The organism is Pauljensenia sp. C0170B5 (assembly GCF_056590195.1).
This window is the reverse complement of the sequence record NZ_JBWPVR010000008.1, coordinates 53795-70041: the sequence shown is the minus strand read 5'-3', so window position 1 is coordinate 70041 and position 16247 is coordinate 53795. Positions and strand designations below refer to the sequence as shown.

Genomic DNA, 16247 nt, shown 5'->3' with positions numbered 1-16247 from the left:
CAGATGACTGCATCTCGTACGTCGCGGTGCTCGGAGAAAACTCCGGGCACCCGACGTGCGAAATCAAAAGGGGAGCGACTCACGCATTCAAATGGTCCCGACCAGGAAAACTCAACGAAAAACAAGCGTGCACGGGGCAAACTCGTAGATGTACTTCTGGTTTTCGCGTTCCTGTCCGGATTGGTCATTCTGCTGTATCCGGCAATCAGTAACTACATCAACACTCTTCATCAAGGCCGTGCAATCGCGCAATACGATGAAGCTGTCGCAGGAATGAGCCAGGAAGATTTCGATGCTCAATGGCAGGCCGTTGATAGTTACAACAAGGATTTGCTCAAAAACCGTTCACGAATGCATCCTTCCCGCGAACAATTGGACTACTACAAGTCACTATTGAACGTGACTGATGACTCAATGATGGGACATCTGGAAATCAAGAAACTTCGAGTGAGTCTTCCGATCTATCACACGGTTGACGATGCGGTTTTGCAGGCGGGCGTCGGCCACATTCCGGGAACATCTCTTCCAGGTGGTGGCCCCGGAACGCACGTTGCACTGTCCGGGCACAGGGGACTTCCTACGGCACGACTCTTCACTGATCTTGATCAGCTCGTGGAGGGCGACAGGTTTGTCCTGCATGTCCTCGACCGTTCGCTCACATACGAAGTTGACCAGATCAGAGTTGTTGAGCCACAGGAAATCAATACTCTCAATATCGATCCAGACCGAGACTACGTCACCCTTGTCACGTGTACTCCGTACGCGATCAACACGCACCGACTTCTTGTACGAGGGCACCGAGTCGAGGGAGGCGAGCAGGACTACGTCGCAGCAGATGCCGTGACAGTGGATCCGATCTTGGTTTCCTCCGTTGTATCGGTACCGATTTTCGTCATTCTTTTCGGAATATTCATATTCGGCTTTGGAAGACACTCCACCCGTAGAAGTGTCACGTACCAACATAAGCGATCTCGCAAGTGAAAGGCATGAGCAGATGACATATCCGGCTAAATTCCGGAGAGCGTTATACGCTCTTTTCGCCAGTGTGTGCATGGCGGCTGTCTCGATGCTTCCTGCGACGGCAGCTGCAGATCCTGCGCCGCTTTTCGCGATTGATTTTTCACAGGTCGATCCGGATACGCCAGGCTCGCTTTCCATGCACTATCCAACCTTGGTTCACGACAACGTCGCGCCCGAATCTGTTCAGGTACGTGCATACCGGATAGCGGAGATGGCTGCTGGTTACCCGGCTGTTCCAGACATTTCTCCATACGCTGCAGCAGTTGGCTGGAACCAGGCCGTTACTCATACCTCAACTTCGGCCCAACCGACTGACTGGGCCGGATTGGCAGACGCCCTCGCCGCATATCTTCAGGCAAACAGTGTCCAACCCGATGCGATCTCCACTATCGATCAATCCGGAACTGCAGCTTTTCATGACGTGCACGTCGGGATATACCTGGTGCTCACAACACCGGTAACGACCGCAACGTGGACATACACATTTGCCCCAAGTCTGATCGCAGTTCCGACAGTTGATGAGGGCGGGCAAATCAACTATGACGTGACATCTGAAGCCAAGACTGATAAGGAACCGCGCCCAACGCACGGGGTCGAATACAAGATCACTAAGCATTGGAATGACGGTGGGAACAAGGCTGAGCGCCCTTCGCAAATTACCGTTGACCTGTTACGCGACGGCCAGTTGTTTGAAGTTGTCACACTATCCGCTGCTAACGGGTGGGTATATTCGTGGAGCGACGAAGGAGGACATCAATGGAAGGTCTCAGAGCGAGTGGAGAATCTCCGGGGAACCTCTTACGTGACGAGCAATACCCGAGTGGGAGAAACATATATCGTGACCAACACCAGTCCCACTCCGCCTCCGCCGCGACCACGTAAGCCGCTATCGCATACAGGAAGCACGAGCGAAACGTGGCGTATAGCTGGCGCCGTGCTTCTCATGGGTGTTGGCACTGTGGCTGGAGTGAAACAGCACCAACGTCGTTCTTCACAGATGGAGGCTACGAATCGTGGCTAAAGTGGAAAGCCTGCAAGGATGGCGCCGCTATCTGGCGGTGATCGGATCATTGACGCTGCTGCTGACCATGCTGGGACTGGGTGTTCAAGCATCTTCATTGAGCGGCCCGCTGGCAGGAGCGGTTCCGGAAGGCTGCCCCGCTGATCCAGCCTCATCTGTGCTGACGAGCCTGAAAACCGGGGATATCGAGGTAAAGACCGATTACGAAAACGGCGGGAACGGCGAAGAGACTATCAAAGATCCGGCACTGGACGGAGGTGTAAGTCGACGTTTCACAGGAGAAACTTTCAGTCAAACCATCGGTATTTCCAACACTGCCGCAGATCCGAACAAGACGTACCGTGTTTACTTCCAGTTCCAAAACACTGAATCTCAGGGAACGAGCGCGACTAAAGCCGATGGACCAAAAATGGGCTACGTATTGGCAGGAGCAGCCTCAGCAAAGCTTGAGGTCGGCACCACCTATTATCAAACCGCTCCGAACACTAATCCCTATACCTTCAACAAGGTTCCGAACTCAGAGAATTTCTATTACATCGAAGTGGCGGGGTCGAATATTGGCGACGCCTTCTCTCTTCCAGTGAAGGTGAAGTACGATTCACCTGCCTCTCCGGGTGGTGCAGTGAGCATCTGGGCAGAAGAGATCGATCAGGCCTCGGACACTGCCCCTGCGCCGAGTGCAGATACTGCACCTTCATGTGGAATCCACTCTGCTACCTGGGATACCGAGCGTCACGAACTTGAGGCTCACAAAGAGTTGCGAGACGCGAGCAAGGCTGCCACCACATGGAAGAAGGAAACAGAGGCCTGGGGCGCACCCGTCGATCCGTCAGTCGCATTCAACCCGAAGAGTGGCCGTTTCTACATCAGGGGACTGCGTTACCAGGTGGAAGACGCGACGCTTACGGCGGGTAGCAGCAAGGTAGGACAGGATCCGATATCAGGGAAGCTGGTGTATACCGACACTCTGACCTTGCCTGAAAACATCGAGATTAATCCAGAAGTACTCCCACAGCTGCAGAACGCTGGTTACTGGCAGCGGAAGATTAGCGACTACGACAAGCGTGAGGGGTGGAATGCGACTGGAGTCAACTACACCCACTTCTATTACAAAACAGTCACTGTCAACGGGGTAGAACGCCCCGTATTCGGCGTTGATGCCTCGAATGGGCTTGGCGGAAATGCGTGGAACACCCACACATTCACAGTGAGCCCTGACGGGCGAAAGATTTCGTTCTCATATACGCCGGAAACCCCCGGAACGTACCTCGCTATCAAGTTTGCCGACGATTTCTTCCTTGTCAAGGAGCCGCAGGGGTGGGATCGCGCGACTCAAGGTCCATACGTACCGCCAGAAGATGCCACCTTCAATTTCACAAACAGTTTCGATCTCAAGGTGAATTACTCCCATACGCCGGCGGTGACACTGAACAAGACTATTGAGACGCCGGTCAAACCGGACGGAGCGAAACCCTCGGTAACCAAGACCCACGATCAACCGAACGCCACCTATCGCAGTGGCGACCCGGTAGAGTTCACGATCGACGTGAAGAACGAGGGAACCTCACCCTGGACAGTCAATGAAGGGCGCGCGGACCAGGGCAAAATCATCGATGCCCTGCCCAGAGGCTACTACGTCAGTCCCACGCAAATGGCACAGATGCTCAACTTAGAACCAGCTCCGAGTATCAAGGTTACAGACGCCAAATGGTGTACAGCTACCATTGCTCAGCACACGAGTACCTCTGGAAAAGGAACTACGCCGGACAGCCAGCTAGAGTGCACACAGGCAGAACCAGCCAGCCTTACTATCACCAAGACTTCGGCAGGTAAGTTTGCCGTCATGCGTGAGGGCGGGAATACGCAAGACGTGGTTGGAAATCCGGAAGCTCTCAGCGCCGCATTGAAACAATTGGTAGTTGGCGAAAATACCCTCTACACCCTCACCTGGGAAGTTCCGACGGTACACGGCGGTCAGGAATACAAGCTCGCGGTCCGCGCGACCGTTAAGGACCAGTCGATGACGAAGGCCGACCCTGACGAGGCGGCAACAACAAACACGGTGAATATCGAAGGAAAAGACGTACCCGATAAAGTCAATGTGGAAAAGGACTTTTCTCTCAATAAGGCCGCGTATATCAACAACGCCAAGGTTGAGCAATCCGGACACGTCATCACTGCGGGAACAATCGTGGACTACCAGTTGACTCTCGAGCGAAGGGGCGGCAAAGCCGACTACAACGCCTTGCCAATGGTTGACGCACTGTCCGGTTCCCAAGTACTGCTCGTCCCGGCCACAAATGCCAACTCGCATCTTGGTGGAACCAACGGGATCACAACCATCACACGTGACGGCTCAACCTACTACGTTCTCGACAAACCGGGAACCTACACGGGAGTAGTGTTCTCTGCCCGGGAAAAGAACGCCGCAGGCGTGGTAACGGAGAAAACATTCGTTGCTGATCGCATCGAAGTCACTCAGCTTGCCGATAAGAAGGGTCTGCAGACAAATACCTACTGGTATATGAATTCGCAGGACTTTGCTAACCCGTCCACTGTCACAGTCTCATATCGGACTTTGACGGCGCCTGAGCGCACGGGATTCGAACCGACGGTGCCAGGCAATCCTGGAGCGATCAACATCGGCGGGATTATGCCCCCTGATACTCGAGTCACCGATAAGACGGAGATGGATCTGTCTGCTCTCTCCTCGGAAAAGCGTATTGTGACGAAGCAAGGCGAAACTCCTGACCAGGACGAAACGGCATCGGTGAGTGCTCTGACTCCGGGTACCAGCGTGACGTATCGGTTAGGTCTTTCCCGTCTGGGAACGGAACCCTTCCAGCTCACTGGAAAGGACATTTACGACGCATTGCCTAAGCGCCTCGTCGAAGAGCCGTGGACCAAAGACCTGGTCAGTATCGAGTTCCCGCAGCACAATGGGCTGACCGTAGAGTCTGGAGATCTGAACGCTTGGCAGATCACCAACGCCAATCCCGCCAACGGCGAAGTAGATCCCACCCAGCAGTTCATCGTGTGGCCAGAGGATGTCACGATTTCTTTAACGAAGACAGCCTATATATACGTGACGGTGAAGTTCCCTGCCGGCGAGCAGTGGAATGCGTATCGCTCGGCCTACGGGAACCAGTCGCTGTTCAATACCTGGCATGTGAAAGACGCGCAGTCTCAGGTGAGTCACTATCTTGCAGGTGAATCGCGTGCAGAACTTCAAAAGGGTGTCGTGGCTACCGGCAGAATCACACCGAATGGAGTATCGACTGAATGGCATCATGCCGATGGCAGCAGTGGCTCAGCATCCGTATCCGGTCCAGTGCTGGTTCCAGATACGGGGCTGAATGGACGTGTGTTCTACCAGAACAGCACCATAGGTACCGCGACGAAGCAGGTGAAGTATGCGCAGTATTACGGCGTCATCCACAACGACGGCGAATCGCGGCTCTACCTCAACGATGTGCAGGACAAACTCCCCGAAGGCTTCATATTCGGATCCGGAATCGGCGACGAAGGGCTTCGGGTTTCCCAAGAAGGATGCGAAATCCGCTCTCGTGACAGTTCCCATCCCTGTTCGTCGGACGTGATTGTTTTTGATGACGAGGGAGCATTGGGGTTTGGCTGGCGTCCGCCGAAAACCACCCAGCCCGTAGTGAAACTGAAAGTGTTACCAGGCGGGAAAACGCAGCCGCCTGAAAGATCGTGGTTCCCAGGGGACTTTATTCAGTACACGAACTGGCAGACCACGCCGGGGAGTGTTCCGGTGACGCTGACCAATACTGAATCATCGGTGAAGAGAGCCAGCGTCCACGCCAAGATCAATCCCGTTGATCCAACCCACATCACGTTCAGCTTCGATAATTCTCTTGAGGGGTCGGACCTGAACTATGACGAGTCACGAGGCAAGTACTACCTCAACTCGGGTGAGACCGTTGCTTTCGAGTACTATGCCATCACGGGCGAAAAGTCGCTCACGCAGCCAACGGCGCATAACGGCCTGGCTATGCCTTTTGACGATTTCGCCGGTACCGGGGTAAAAACCAATCCTGATGTGAGCATCACCTCCAAGCCATTGGCGAACAATCCGCTCAACGACGGTGACCGCAGCATCATTGACACAGCGACGGCCAACTCCACCGGATTCGTAGGCGGAGACGACAATACCCAGTGGCTCACTTCAGGTGTCAATCTTGTACGCGGATCCGTAGTTCCTGGAGTGACTAAGTCCGTGGTTGCTAAGACCGGACCCGACGGGCAAAGAACTGCAAATCCTGCCTACGCTGGATATGCGGATACTCTCGAGTGGGCGATCACCGCGCATAATGATTCCGACCAGGTGATCGAGGACTACGTCATTTCGGATGTGCTCGACGAGGGCTATGTGTTCACGGGTGCAGTGGTCCTGGAGAAATCACAGAATGAGTTCTCCACGGGATACTCCTCTGACGCTTCCGCTACTTCGCCTATTACTTTCAAAGAGTGGACCTACGCCGCCGATGGCACCCCGCAGTCGGCGCAAATAACTGCGCAAACTCCCGCTTGGGGAAGCGTTGGGAGAATTGAAGTAAATGGTGAACCACTAGCGCTGCGTTCGGGTAACGCGATTGCGCATGTGTGGCTTGATACCGTTGAGCAACAGATGAACGATGGGGACGGAAACCCACGGACTGCCACAAAGCTACGTCTCAATGTGCGAGTGATCGAAAGTTCACAGACTCTAAACGCCCCCGGCCGTTCTTACGCAAATAAAGGGTACCCGCTTGCGCCGGGCGAGTTCCTGCGTATGAGTGTGAGTTCCACGAACCCGAAGAAGGACGGCAACTATCACCTGGTCTACAACAGCGGCTACGTCACTCTTCCGGTGGACACGTTCGACCCTGCGGACGTTAAACGCGGCTCGCCGACAACCCACGATATGAAGTATGCCCAGCCGACAGAGTCGAACGAAAACGACCGTTCTCAACCGGACACGACGAAGGCTGGCAATTACTGCTACAGCACGACCACTGGAAGGCTCTGTAAGTGGGCGTCAGTGCCGGACGTGCCCGCAATCCAGGCGGATGCGTCTATTCCGATTGCGCAGGATGCCTACACATCATCGGTTGAATCTGTTGAGGAAAAGGACAATCCAGAGAACAAGGTGACCTCGGGGCAATCGCCGGACTTTATTACGCTGCCGAAGCAGTCGAGCCTCTTCACCTACACCATGGAGGTCGAAAACAATAGGGACGATGCCCTTCAGAAGATGACGATCATCAACAATCTGCCACAACCTGAAGATAAATATACCTTCGGGGTGGGTCCAGATCGATTGAGTGATTTCAAGGTTGACTTTGCGAGTAGTCCGAATCTTGTGGTGGAAGCACAAACAGAGACAGGTGAATGGACTCTCATTGATCCTTCACGCTATAAGGCGGAGTTCTCAGACAAGACCTCCTTCGATGCGACAGATTGGGCGGGAGCATCCAGCGACGCATGGGGATTGCAAAAACCCAGCTCACGCGCATTGCGAATCAGTTTTGACACCCGCGACGGCAGTGAACAACTCATGCCTGGGAAGACGAAGCTTCGAGTGCGGTTCGATGCCAGGATCGCCGCGGGCGAGAATCCGGCCAGGGGAGCCATTGGCTACAACACTTTCGGCTACAGCTATGTAGCGCCCGGCACTCAGGACATGGTCCTGCAGGCTATCCCGAAAAAAGTTGGGGTCCAGGTTCCCAATAGCATCACCTTGCGAAAGTCCGTGGTTGATGCCGAGGGACAACCTGCAACTGCCGCTGTCGATACTAGCTATCGCTTCGTGGTCTATAGCGGAGATCCGATAACAAATGCGGATCTGGCCGATGGAAAGACCATCGGGGATGTCCTCACCGCACAAAACCGCAACTTCGCAGTGGTGACGGTTCCGATTGCCAAGGGAACTTCCGAGTCAGAGCCAATTGAGATAGCTCCGCAACACAAATACAGCTACGCGAACGGCCAATGGGGCGAGAGCGGTGAGCCGTGGGTCTGGAGCGCTGGTGGCAAGTACCACATCGCGGAGATTGACGACGGAGCTGGAGCTACGCTGACGAAATTTGTAGACACGACTGGGCAGACGCCAGTTGAGACTACCGGCCAACAAGAATTCGTCTACGACGCGACCAGGTCGATGCACTTCATGGCGGTCAACAGACTCGACAGGTGGCAGTTGACACTCAGAAAAGTTGACGGTGATACGTGCGCCGAAAACGCTGAGTGCACAGACCCGCTTCCAGGCGCCATCTTCGGCCTCTACTCACCAGAAAAGTCGGAGGCGATGGGCACAGATGACTTCCAGGCGCTTCAGACCCAGGTCGGCGCAAATGTGCCGTCCACTACGGTTAAGAATGGCACGACCTATTTCCTGACGCGTAGCGCAATCTCAGACGACAATGGTTTGGTGGAATTCGCCAACCTCGCCGGCGATGAGTATTTTGTCAGTGAGCTGAAAGCGCCGGAAGGCTACAACCTCAGCTGGGACGGCCGTGTTGTGACCAAGCCCGGAGCTGGACAAGTCTCTGAGCAAATGCTGGTGAAGAACTACAAGCCATATGAGATCCCACAAACTGGTGGAAGCGGAACTCTGATGTACACGGTGGCGGGAATGATTCTGGTAGTGGGAACAGCAGCCGCAATGGCAATGCGTCAGAGGCGCCGCTATCTGGAGGAATGAGGCAGGAGAGCAGAACATCATCTGACCCACGTGAAACAATGAAAGCTCCGCAGAGATGACGGATGATGGGGGATCAGAACGTGGAAGGCGACGCTCAGCTGCGAAAAGATATGCAAAGGGCAGTACCGCGAATTCGCCTGGGCACTTCAGTGCGTATCGTTGGGATCGTCGTGTGTCTGGTTGGTCTTGCTCTTGTCCTCACAATGCTGATGAGTGGACGACGCGAGCCCCGCTCCTTCGACGGAACAGTGTCAGCCATCGAACAGCAGATGCCGACGCAGCGTCACCCAGCAATCGTGGGAACAGAACCCTCCAAACCCCTGTCAAGTGTCAGCGTAGGTCGTGACGACTACGTTGGAATACTTGACATTCCACGGCTTGACAGGAGACTTCCCGTCCTCAGTCCCGCGGACGAAGCGGCCGAAGAACCCATTGCCACATACGGAAATGCTGCAGACGGCAACCTCGTCATCGAAGCCTCCAATACGACTGGAATATTCCGCGATCTCACGCAGATTCCGGACGGAGATGCCCTTTACTTTACGGACGTCACTGGAGCGGTCTACAGCTACCACGTCCTGACAGTGGAATCGATTGAGAACGACGATGTCAGCGCTCTGCGTGAGCGCAGTGACGAATGGGATCTCACGCTGGCGGCGCCATCGTTTTCTGGCCAGCAGAAAACCCTTCTGCGTTGCGCAGCCGATTCTTAAAATGCCTCCGTAACTGACACGAATCGGATATTTGGCCCTGCTATCGTCGAGGCGTGTATTGCGAGGACGCCGAGCGGACAGATATTCTGCGGGCAGACATGCTGCAAGCATCCCGCACGTTCACCGAAGGAAGAGTGCCATGGAAATTTCGCCGTTTGTTCGCAATCTGCCCAAAGTCGAGCTGCACCTGCATATCGAGGGGACGCTCGAACCCGAACTCAAGTTCGCACTGGCCGAGCGCAACGGAATCACCCTGAAAGAATCCACGCCGGACGAAGTGAGGCAGTTCTACGCCTTTACCGACCTAGCCTCATTCCTCGCCTCCTACTACGACGGCATGAACGTGCTGCGCACCAGTGAAGACTTCTACGACCTCGCCCTGGCATACCTGACAAGAGCCGCCGAACAGAACGTGCGTTACGTGGAAATGTTCTTCGACCCGCAGGCGCATACCTGCCGCGGCATTGACTTCCACACCGTCATCAGCGGGCTGCACCGCGCCCAGCTCGAAGCTGAGTCCACCCTGGGCATCCAATCCGCGCTCATCATGTGCTTCCTGCGCGACTTCCAGGCCGAATACGCGATGGCAACACTGCTCGAAGCCCTGCCATACAAGGACTGGATCATCGGCGTGGGGCTGGACTCAGATGAAACGGGAAATGCGCCAGACAAGTTCACCGAGGTGTTCGCCCGCGCGCGTCGCGAAGGCTTCCTGCTCACCATGCACGCCGACGTGGATATCGCCCACTCCATTGACCACATCCGCCAGCTTATCGACACCATCAAGGTTGACCGCATCGATCACGGAACGAACGTTATCGAAGACCCGGAACTCGTGCAGTATCTGGTGGACAGCAACATCGGCCTGACATGCTGCCCTGTGTCGAATACGTGGGTATCCGACGGCTCCAAAGTCCCGCTGATCAAGGAACTGGCCGACAGGGGCGTCAAGGTCACTGTCAACTCAGATGATCCCGCCTACTTCGGCGGCTACATTGCGGAAAACTTCCAGCTCCTGGCTGACGAGTCCGAGGTCGACCACGCGTTCCTCGCCCAGCTCAGCCTCAACGCAGTAGACATTTCGTGGGCTGCGCCCAGTCTTAAAGAAAAGCTGCGCGCACAGATCAACGCCGCACTGCAGTAAACATTCGTGTCTCGTAAGTGGTGGCGCCGCCCTCGTCAATGAGGAACGAGGGCGAGCGGGCCACAGCACACGGCACAAGCTGAACCGAGCGCGGGCAGATTTTGTCATTGTGACTGGTGAGGGTGAATAATAATCGCTGAGCGCGTGACATCACGTGCCCCGCAAGATTCGCAGCGAGGCTGGAGGCGACTGAGCATTCGCTGCATAGTGGTCACCGGATCGCAGTGAACCTTCGCGCCTGGAAACAGCCTAAATGTGAGGGTACATGTTGACCACAAAACCAGAGCAGCGTAACTACAAGGTTGCGGCGCTCGTCGGACTGATTGCCGGCCTCTTTTCCGCCATCGTGAAATTCGGCTGGGAAGTTCCGTTCCCACCGCGCACACCCGAACGCAATGCAACCAATCCTCCGCAATCCACACTCGAAATGCTCGGAATGTCACCCGACATGTCCCACACGTCGGTGATCTATAACGGCAACGAGCTTCCGATCTACTCCTTCATCATTCACTTCTCGTTCGCGATCTTCTTCGCACTGCTGTACTGCCTGCTCGCTGAGGTCTGCAAGCAGGTCACTCTGTGGCAGGGCGCAGCATTCGGCATCGTCGTGTACGTCGTTTTCCATGTCATTTTGATGCCCGCCATCGGCATTGTGCCCGCCCCGTGGGAGCAGCCCTTCGCTGAGCACTTCTCAGAGTTCTTCGGGCACATCGTGTGGATGTGGTCCATTGAAATCGTGCGCCGCGATCTGCGTAACCGCATCACGCACCAGCCGGATCCTGAACTGGAGACTGTTGCCGCAAAATAACGCTCGCGAGGGGCGAGGTGATGCTCGCGCGGCTTGCGCCGGCAGCGGCAGTGCTTCCGGACAGGCACGTGACCTGATAAACGTGGGGCCCGCAGTCTACTGACTGCAGGCCCCACGACACTTTCAGCAGGCACACGCCCGGTCGAACCTCAATGAGCCACCCGACGCGACCTTATTGGGAAAGTGAGAAGTGAACTCACTCGCCCTTGTCGCCGCTAAGTGCGTCCTTTGCGCGATCGGCCAGAGCGCGAGCGCCAGCAGCGGCATCCTCGGCAGCTCCCTTGATCTTTTCGGAGGCGTTTTCCAGAACGTCCTTGGCCTTGCCTTCGGCGTTCTGAACCTTGCCTTCAGCCTCGAGATCCTTGTCGCCGCTGACATCTCCAACAGTTTCCTTGACCTTACCGGCAGCCTTGTCGAAAGTGTTCTCCAGATCTGACATAGCGAACCTCCTTTGTTATGTGAATTGGTACACGTTTACTTTCTCATTACCAGGCCTCGTGCGCAAGAGAAAAGAGGCAGATTCTCCCATGCGCGTAATTTCGAAGTCAAATAGCGATATGAACGCTCACATCTACGCCATTTCGTGAGACACTACTGATACGGGAACGCTCGACCTGCACCGTGCACCATCCGGTATTGTGCCTCGCGCGTTCCTGATTTCATGCACATTGCGTCGCGTCATCTGTTCACAGAAAGGACTGTGGTTGTGATAGCGCATCACTCTGCTCGACCTCCCTCGATGATGGATGTGGCGGCAGCGGCAGGGGTGTCGCATCAGACCGTCTCCCGAGTCCTCAATGCCAGTGGAAAAGTCGCACCAGATACACGTCAGCGGGTTCTCGATGCCATTGAACAGTTGGGATACCGCCGCAATTCTGTGGCTCGCGCACTCGTGACACGCCGCTCCGGAACCCTCGGCCTGATCACCACCACATCAACGCACTACGGCCCGACGTCCATGCTGGTGTCCATTGAGCTCGCCGCCAGCCGGGCCGGCTATTTCCTCGCCGTGACGCCGATTGATTCGTGTACACCTGACACGCTGGGCGACGCGATCGACCACATGCTCGGCCTGGCAGTTGAAGGCATCGTTATTTTGGCTCCCATCGAAGACATTGCGGAGGATCTGGGAACGATCCGCGTGTCTGTTCCCGTGGTGGCAGTGACGTCGGCCAGCACAGCAGAATCCCTGGGCGTCGTACCGGTCGCGGTTGACCAGTATGAGGGGGCACGCCTGGCGGTTGAGCATCTGGTCAGCCACGGGCACACGGCGATCACCCACCTGGCAGGCCCGTCCGACTGGTTCGAAGCTCAGGGGCGCGAAAAGGCTTATCGTGACGTGATGGCTCGCCATGGGCTAACGCCCTGTGTCTATTCCACGCGAGGGTGGGAAGCCTCTGTCGGATTCGAGGTTGGCACAGCGATCGCGAACGGCACCTTACCCACCGCTGTTTTTGCGGCAAATGACCCGCTTGCGCTGGGCCTGATCAACGCGTTCACCAGTGCGGGCATAACGGTGCCGGGCGACGTGTCGGTGGTCGGGTTCGATGATGAGCCGGGCGCACGCTACTTCATGCCACCGCTGACCACGGTGCGTCAGGATTTTCGCGGGCTGGGAGAGGCGGTCGTCACCGTCATGATGCACGCGTTGGAAGGCCGGGCCCCAGATGCGCCCACGCTGCTCACTCCTGAGTTGGTCGTGCGCGCCTCCACCGCCGCCCCGCCTCTTTCTGCGCATTGACGAGGGGAACGAGGCGCACTTCGTCGCGTGGCATCTGGAAAATTGATTGCGTGAAAAAGGTTCCATCCCTGGACACAGTGTGTTAACGTTAACCTCACCGGATCAAACAAAGCAGAAACGGCGTGGTGGCGTGCTGGGGAGGACATCGAAGCCGATGTCTGATCAACGCATGATCAGGTGGGCGAGTCGCCCTCGGCGCTCACACTACGACCGAGACGAATGCTGATGTGGAGGACTCAATGGACGTGCGAAACCCGGACACGTGGAGCGCTGAACTGACCAGCCGTGTAGCCAGGACGCGTGCCCTCGTCGCTGAACTTCATGCGGAACTGCCCAAATGGGGGCTGATCGTATGGACGGCAGGGAACGTGTCGCAGCGAATCAGAGGAGAAGCCGAAGATGGCTCCCAGGACCTGCTCGTCATCAAGCCGTCGGGAGTGTCCTATGACGAGCTGGACGCTGACGCGATGGTGGTGTGTGACCTGGAAGGAAACCTGATTCTGGGGGAGGGCTCACCCTCCTCAGACACGGCGGCGCACGCCTATGTCTACCGGCACATGCCTGAAGTGGGCGGCGTCGTGCATACCCATTCCACCTACGCGACCGCGTGGGCAGCGCGCGGCGAAGAAATACCGTGCGTGCTGACCATGATGGGCGACGAATTCGGCGGCCCCGTTCCTGTTGGTCCGTTCGCATTAATCGGAGATGACTCCATCGGGCGCGGAATTGTGGATACCTTGAAGGATTCTCGCAGCCCGGCAGTGCTGATGCAGAACCACGGGCCCTTCACGATCGGCAAAGATGGGCGCGCCGCAGTCAAAGCCGCAGCGATGGTTGAAGAAGTGGCGCGAACCGTCCACATTGCCAGACAGCTGGGCGAGCCGATCGCAATCCCTCAGGACAAAATCGACAGTCTCTACGCGCGCTATCAAAACGTGTATGGGCAACACAGCAAGTAGCAAGGTCGGCCAGCCACACGCGCAGGCACTGACCACAACATCATGAAACTAAGGAACAATACTCATGACGAGTTTCTATGACTCACGCGAAGTCTGGTTCTTCACCGGAAGCCAGGACCTTTATGGAGAAGACACCCTCAAGCAGGTAGCCGACCAGTCGCAACAGGTCGTGACGCTGCTGAACGAATCCGGGCTGATGCCTGCACCAATTGTGTGGAAGCCGGTGCTCAAGGATTCCGACTCGATTCGTCGCGCCATGCTGGACGCCTCCGGTGATGACTCGGTGCTCGGTGTCATCACGTGGATGCACACGTTCTCACCGGCAAAAATGTGGATTCGCGGCCTCGAAGTCCTCACGAAGCCAATGCTGCATCTGGCCACCCAGGCCGACGTGGAGATCCCATGGGACAGCATTGACATGGACTTCATGAACCTCAACCAGGCAGCTCACGGAGACCGTGAATACGGCTACATCCTGGCGCGCCTGGGCGTCGCACGCACCACCGTCGTGGGCCACGCATCCAACCCGAACGTCGCTCGAAAAGTCTCACGCTGGATCCGTGCCGCAGCAGGGTGGGTTGCCGCTCACGAGCTGCGCGTCGTGCGCTTCGGTGACAACATGCGCAACGTCGCGGTGACCGAAGGGGATAAGACCGAGGCTGAGCGCCGACTGGGAGTATCTGTGAACACGTGGGGAGTCAACGATCTTGTCGAAGCAGTGGAAGCGGTCAGTGACGCTGACATCGACACCCTCCTTGACGAGTACGACGAACTGTATGACATCGCACCTGAACTGAAGAAAGACGGTGAACGCCACGACTCATTGCGGTATGCCGCCCGTCAGGAAATTGCGATGCGCTCATTCCTTGAAGCGCGCGGAGCCAGCGCATTTACCACGAACTTCGAAGACCTTGGAGCCCTTCGGCAGCTGCCCGGCCTGGCCGTGCAACGCCTGACAACAGACGGCTATGGGTTCGGTGCCGAGGGCGACTGGAAAACAGCTGTTCTTGTGCGCATCGCCAAAGTGATGGGTGAAGGTCTGCCGGGCGGTGCCTCCTTGATGGAGGACTACACCTATAACCTTGTCGAAGGCGAAGAAATGATCCTGGGTGCGCACATGCTGGAAGTGTGCCCGTCGTTGACTCAGTCGCGCCCGCGCCTCGAAATACACCCACTCAGCATCGGGGATCGTGAAGACCCTGTGCGCCTCGTGTTCAATGCTGATGCGCGGCCAGGAGTCGTGGTGTCACTGGCCGATATGCGTGACCGCTTCCGCCTCACTGCCAATGCTGTTGACGTCATCGAGCCGCCGCATGACATGCCGAAGTTGCCGGTTGCCCGGGCAATGTGGAAGCCGAAGCCTGACCTGTACACTTCGGTTGAAGCATGGCTCACTGCCGGCGGAGCGCACCACACGGCGATGTCCACGCAGATTGACGTCGAGACGTGGCAGATGTTCGCTGTTATGGCTCAAATGGAGTTGCTTGTCATCGACGAGGACACGACGGCACGTTGCTTCGCCGATCACGTGCGCTGGAATCAGGTCTATTACCGACTGGCGGAAGGCCTCTAAAGCGCGCTGCCGGGGCACCCTCTGCAGGTTTACGCCGAGTGACGAGGGTGCCCGGACGAGTGCTTGAGGGTGCCAAAACGCCTCCGCTGCGCCGTTTAAAAGCCAAAAGCGGCGCAAAAAACTGAGATTCGCCACGAAAATCGCCAAAAAGTGGTGTTGAACCTGACAAAAGGCCGTTGGACTGTTTAGGGTTTTCTCAGTGGTCATGTCCAGTGACCCCCAATGAACTGCAAGAGGAGATATATACATGTCTGTCAACCGTACCGAACTGGTTGCCGCCATTGCTGAGCGCGCCAACCTCACCAAGGTCCAAGCCGATGCCGCACTGTCAGCATTCCAGGACGTTCTGATCGACTCACTGTCCAAGGGTGAGCCGGTCAAGGTCACCGGCCTCATGTCAGTGGAGCGCGTTGAGCGCGCTGCCCGCACCGGCCGCAACCCCCGCACGGGTGAAGAAATCCAGATCCCCGCTGGCTACGGCGTGAAGATCTCGGCCGGTTCGACCCTGAAGAAGGCTGTTTCGAACAAGTGAAGATGATGCCACGTTGACGGTGGCATGATC

At 56.5% G+C, this 16247-nt stretch carries 11 protein-coding genes; 10 read left to right on the top strand and 1 reads right to left on the bottom strand.

Annotation, left to right across the window (positions count from 1 at the left end; all coding sequences use genetic code 11):
- The first annotated feature begins 3 nt into the window (after window positions 1-3).
- The 6 genes from AC1EJZ_RS09125 (at window position 4) to AC1EJZ_RS09100 (ending at window position 11412) form a co-directional block, all read left to right on the top strand.
- Window positions 4-981 (top strand): class C sortase, encoded by a 978-nt coding sequence (locus tag AC1EJZ_RS09125; protein ID WP_480294665.1) that lies wholly within the window; start codon window positions 4-6, stop codon window positions 979-981.
- A gap of 70 nt (window positions 982-1051) precedes the next feature.
- Window positions 1052-2041, top strand: a complete 990-nt coding sequence (locus AC1EJZ_RS09120; protein ID WP_480294664.1) for a Cna B-type domain-containing protein — start codon at window positions 1052-1054, stop codon at window positions 2039-2041.
- Complete coding sequence (locus AC1EJZ_RS09115; RefSeq protein ID WP_480294663.1) at window positions 2034-8747, top strand: SpaA isopeptide-forming pilin-related protein; 6714 nt, start codon at window positions 2034-2036, stop codon at window positions 8745-8747. Before AC1EJZ_RS09120 ends, AC1EJZ_RS09115 begins: the two co-directional genes overlap by 8 nt.
- Window positions 8748-8809: 62 nt before the next feature.
- Window positions 8810-9460, top strand: coding sequence for a sortase (locus AC1EJZ_RS09110; RefSeq protein ID WP_285016129.1), 651 nt, complete (start codon window positions 8810-8812; stop codon window positions 9458-9460).
- 139 nt (window positions 9461-9599) lie between these two features.
- Window positions 9600-10604 carry an adenosine deaminase gene (gene add, locus AC1EJZ_RS09105; RefSeq protein WP_480294662.1) on the top strand — a complete coding sequence of 335 codons (1005 nt, stop codon included), beginning with the start codon at window positions 9600-9602 and terminating at the stop codon, window positions 10602-10604.
- 265 nt (window positions 10605-10869) lie between these two features.
- Window positions 10870-11412: a YagU family protein gene (locus tag AC1EJZ_RS09100; RefSeq protein ID WP_070725672.1), complete on the top strand. Its 543-nt coding sequence runs from the start codon at window positions 10870-10872 to the stop codon at window positions 11410-11412.
- A gap of 196 nt (window positions 11413-11608) precedes the next feature.
- Here the strand turns inward: AC1EJZ_RS09100 and AC1EJZ_RS09095 are convergent, their stop codons facing one another.
- Entirely contained in the window at window positions 11609-11851 is a 243-nt protein-coding gene (locus AC1EJZ_RS09095; RefSeq protein ID WP_480294660.1) for a CsbD family protein, read from the bottom strand.
- Window positions 11852-12118: 267 nt separating this feature from the next.
- Here AC1EJZ_RS09095 and AC1EJZ_RS09090 point away from each other — a divergent pair, with 267 nt between their 5' ends.
- From AC1EJZ_RS09090 to AC1EJZ_RS09075, 4 genes are all read left to right on the top strand, one after another.
- The gene (locus AC1EJZ_RS09090) at window positions 12119-13153 is read left to right on the top strand and encodes a LacI family DNA-binding transcriptional regulator (protein WP_480294659.1); all 1035 of its coding nucleotides are present in this window, start codon (window positions 12119-12121) and stop codon (window positions 13151-13153) included.
- Window positions 13154-13392: 239 nt separating this feature from the next.
- Complete coding sequence (locus tag AC1EJZ_RS09085) at window positions 13393-14112, top strand: L-ribulose-5-phosphate 4-epimerase (RefSeq protein ID WP_070725670.1); 720 nt, start codon at window positions 13393-13395, stop codon at window positions 14110-14112.
- A gap of 64 nt (window positions 14113-14176) precedes the next feature.
- A complete protein-coding gene (gene araA / locus AC1EJZ_RS09080) occupies window positions 14177-15685 on the top strand; it encodes an L-arabinose isomerase (RefSeq protein ID WP_480294658.1) in 1509 nt (502 codons plus the stop codon).
- Window positions 15686-15932: 247 nt separating this feature from the next.
- Window positions 15933-16217, top strand: coding sequence for an HU family DNA-binding protein (locus AC1EJZ_RS09075; protein ID WP_070725665.1), 285 nt, complete (start codon window positions 15933-15935; stop codon window positions 16215-16217).
- The last annotated feature ends 30 nt before the right edge of the window (window positions 16218-16247 follow it).

What these genes read in the sequence shown, in the direction of transcription:
- AC1EJZ_RS09125 (WP_480294665.1), top strand. Translation starts at nt 4, where the DNA reads ATGACTGCATCTCGTACGTCGCGGTGCTCGGAGAAAACTCCGGGCACC.
- AC1EJZ_RS09120 (WP_480294664.1), top strand. Translation starts at nt 1,052, where the DNA reads ATGGCGGCTGTCTCGATGCTTCCTGCGACGGCAGCTGCAGATCCTGCG.
- AC1EJZ_RS09110 (WP_285016129.1), top strand. Translation starts at nt 8,810, where the DNA reads ATGATGGGGGATCAGAACGTGGAAGGCGACGCTCAGCTGCGAAAAGAT.
- add (WP_480294662.1), top strand. Translation starts at nt 9,600, where the DNA reads ATGGAAATTTCGCCGTTTGTTCGCAATCTGCCCAAAGTCGAGCTGCAC.
- AC1EJZ_RS09100 (WP_070725672.1), top strand. Translation starts at nt 10,870, where the DNA reads ATGTTGACCACAAAACCAGAGCAGCGTAACTACAAGGTTGCGGCGCTC.
- AC1EJZ_RS09095 (WP_480294660.1), bottom strand. Translation starts at nt 11,851, where the DNA reads ATGTCAGATCTGGAGAACACTTTCGACAAGGCTGCCGGTAAGGTCAAG.
- AC1EJZ_RS09085 (WP_070725670.1), top strand. Translation starts at nt 13,393, where the DNA reads ATGGACGTGCGAAACCCGGACACGTGGAGCGCTGAACTGACCAGCCGT.
- araA (WP_480294658.1), top strand. Translation starts at nt 14,177, where the DNA reads ATGACGAGTTTCTATGACTCACGCGAAGTCTGGTTCTTCACCGGAAGC.
- AC1EJZ_RS09075 (WP_070725665.1), top strand. Translation starts at nt 15,933, where the DNA reads ATGTCTGTCAACCGTACCGAACTGGTTGCCGCCATTGCTGAGCGCGCC.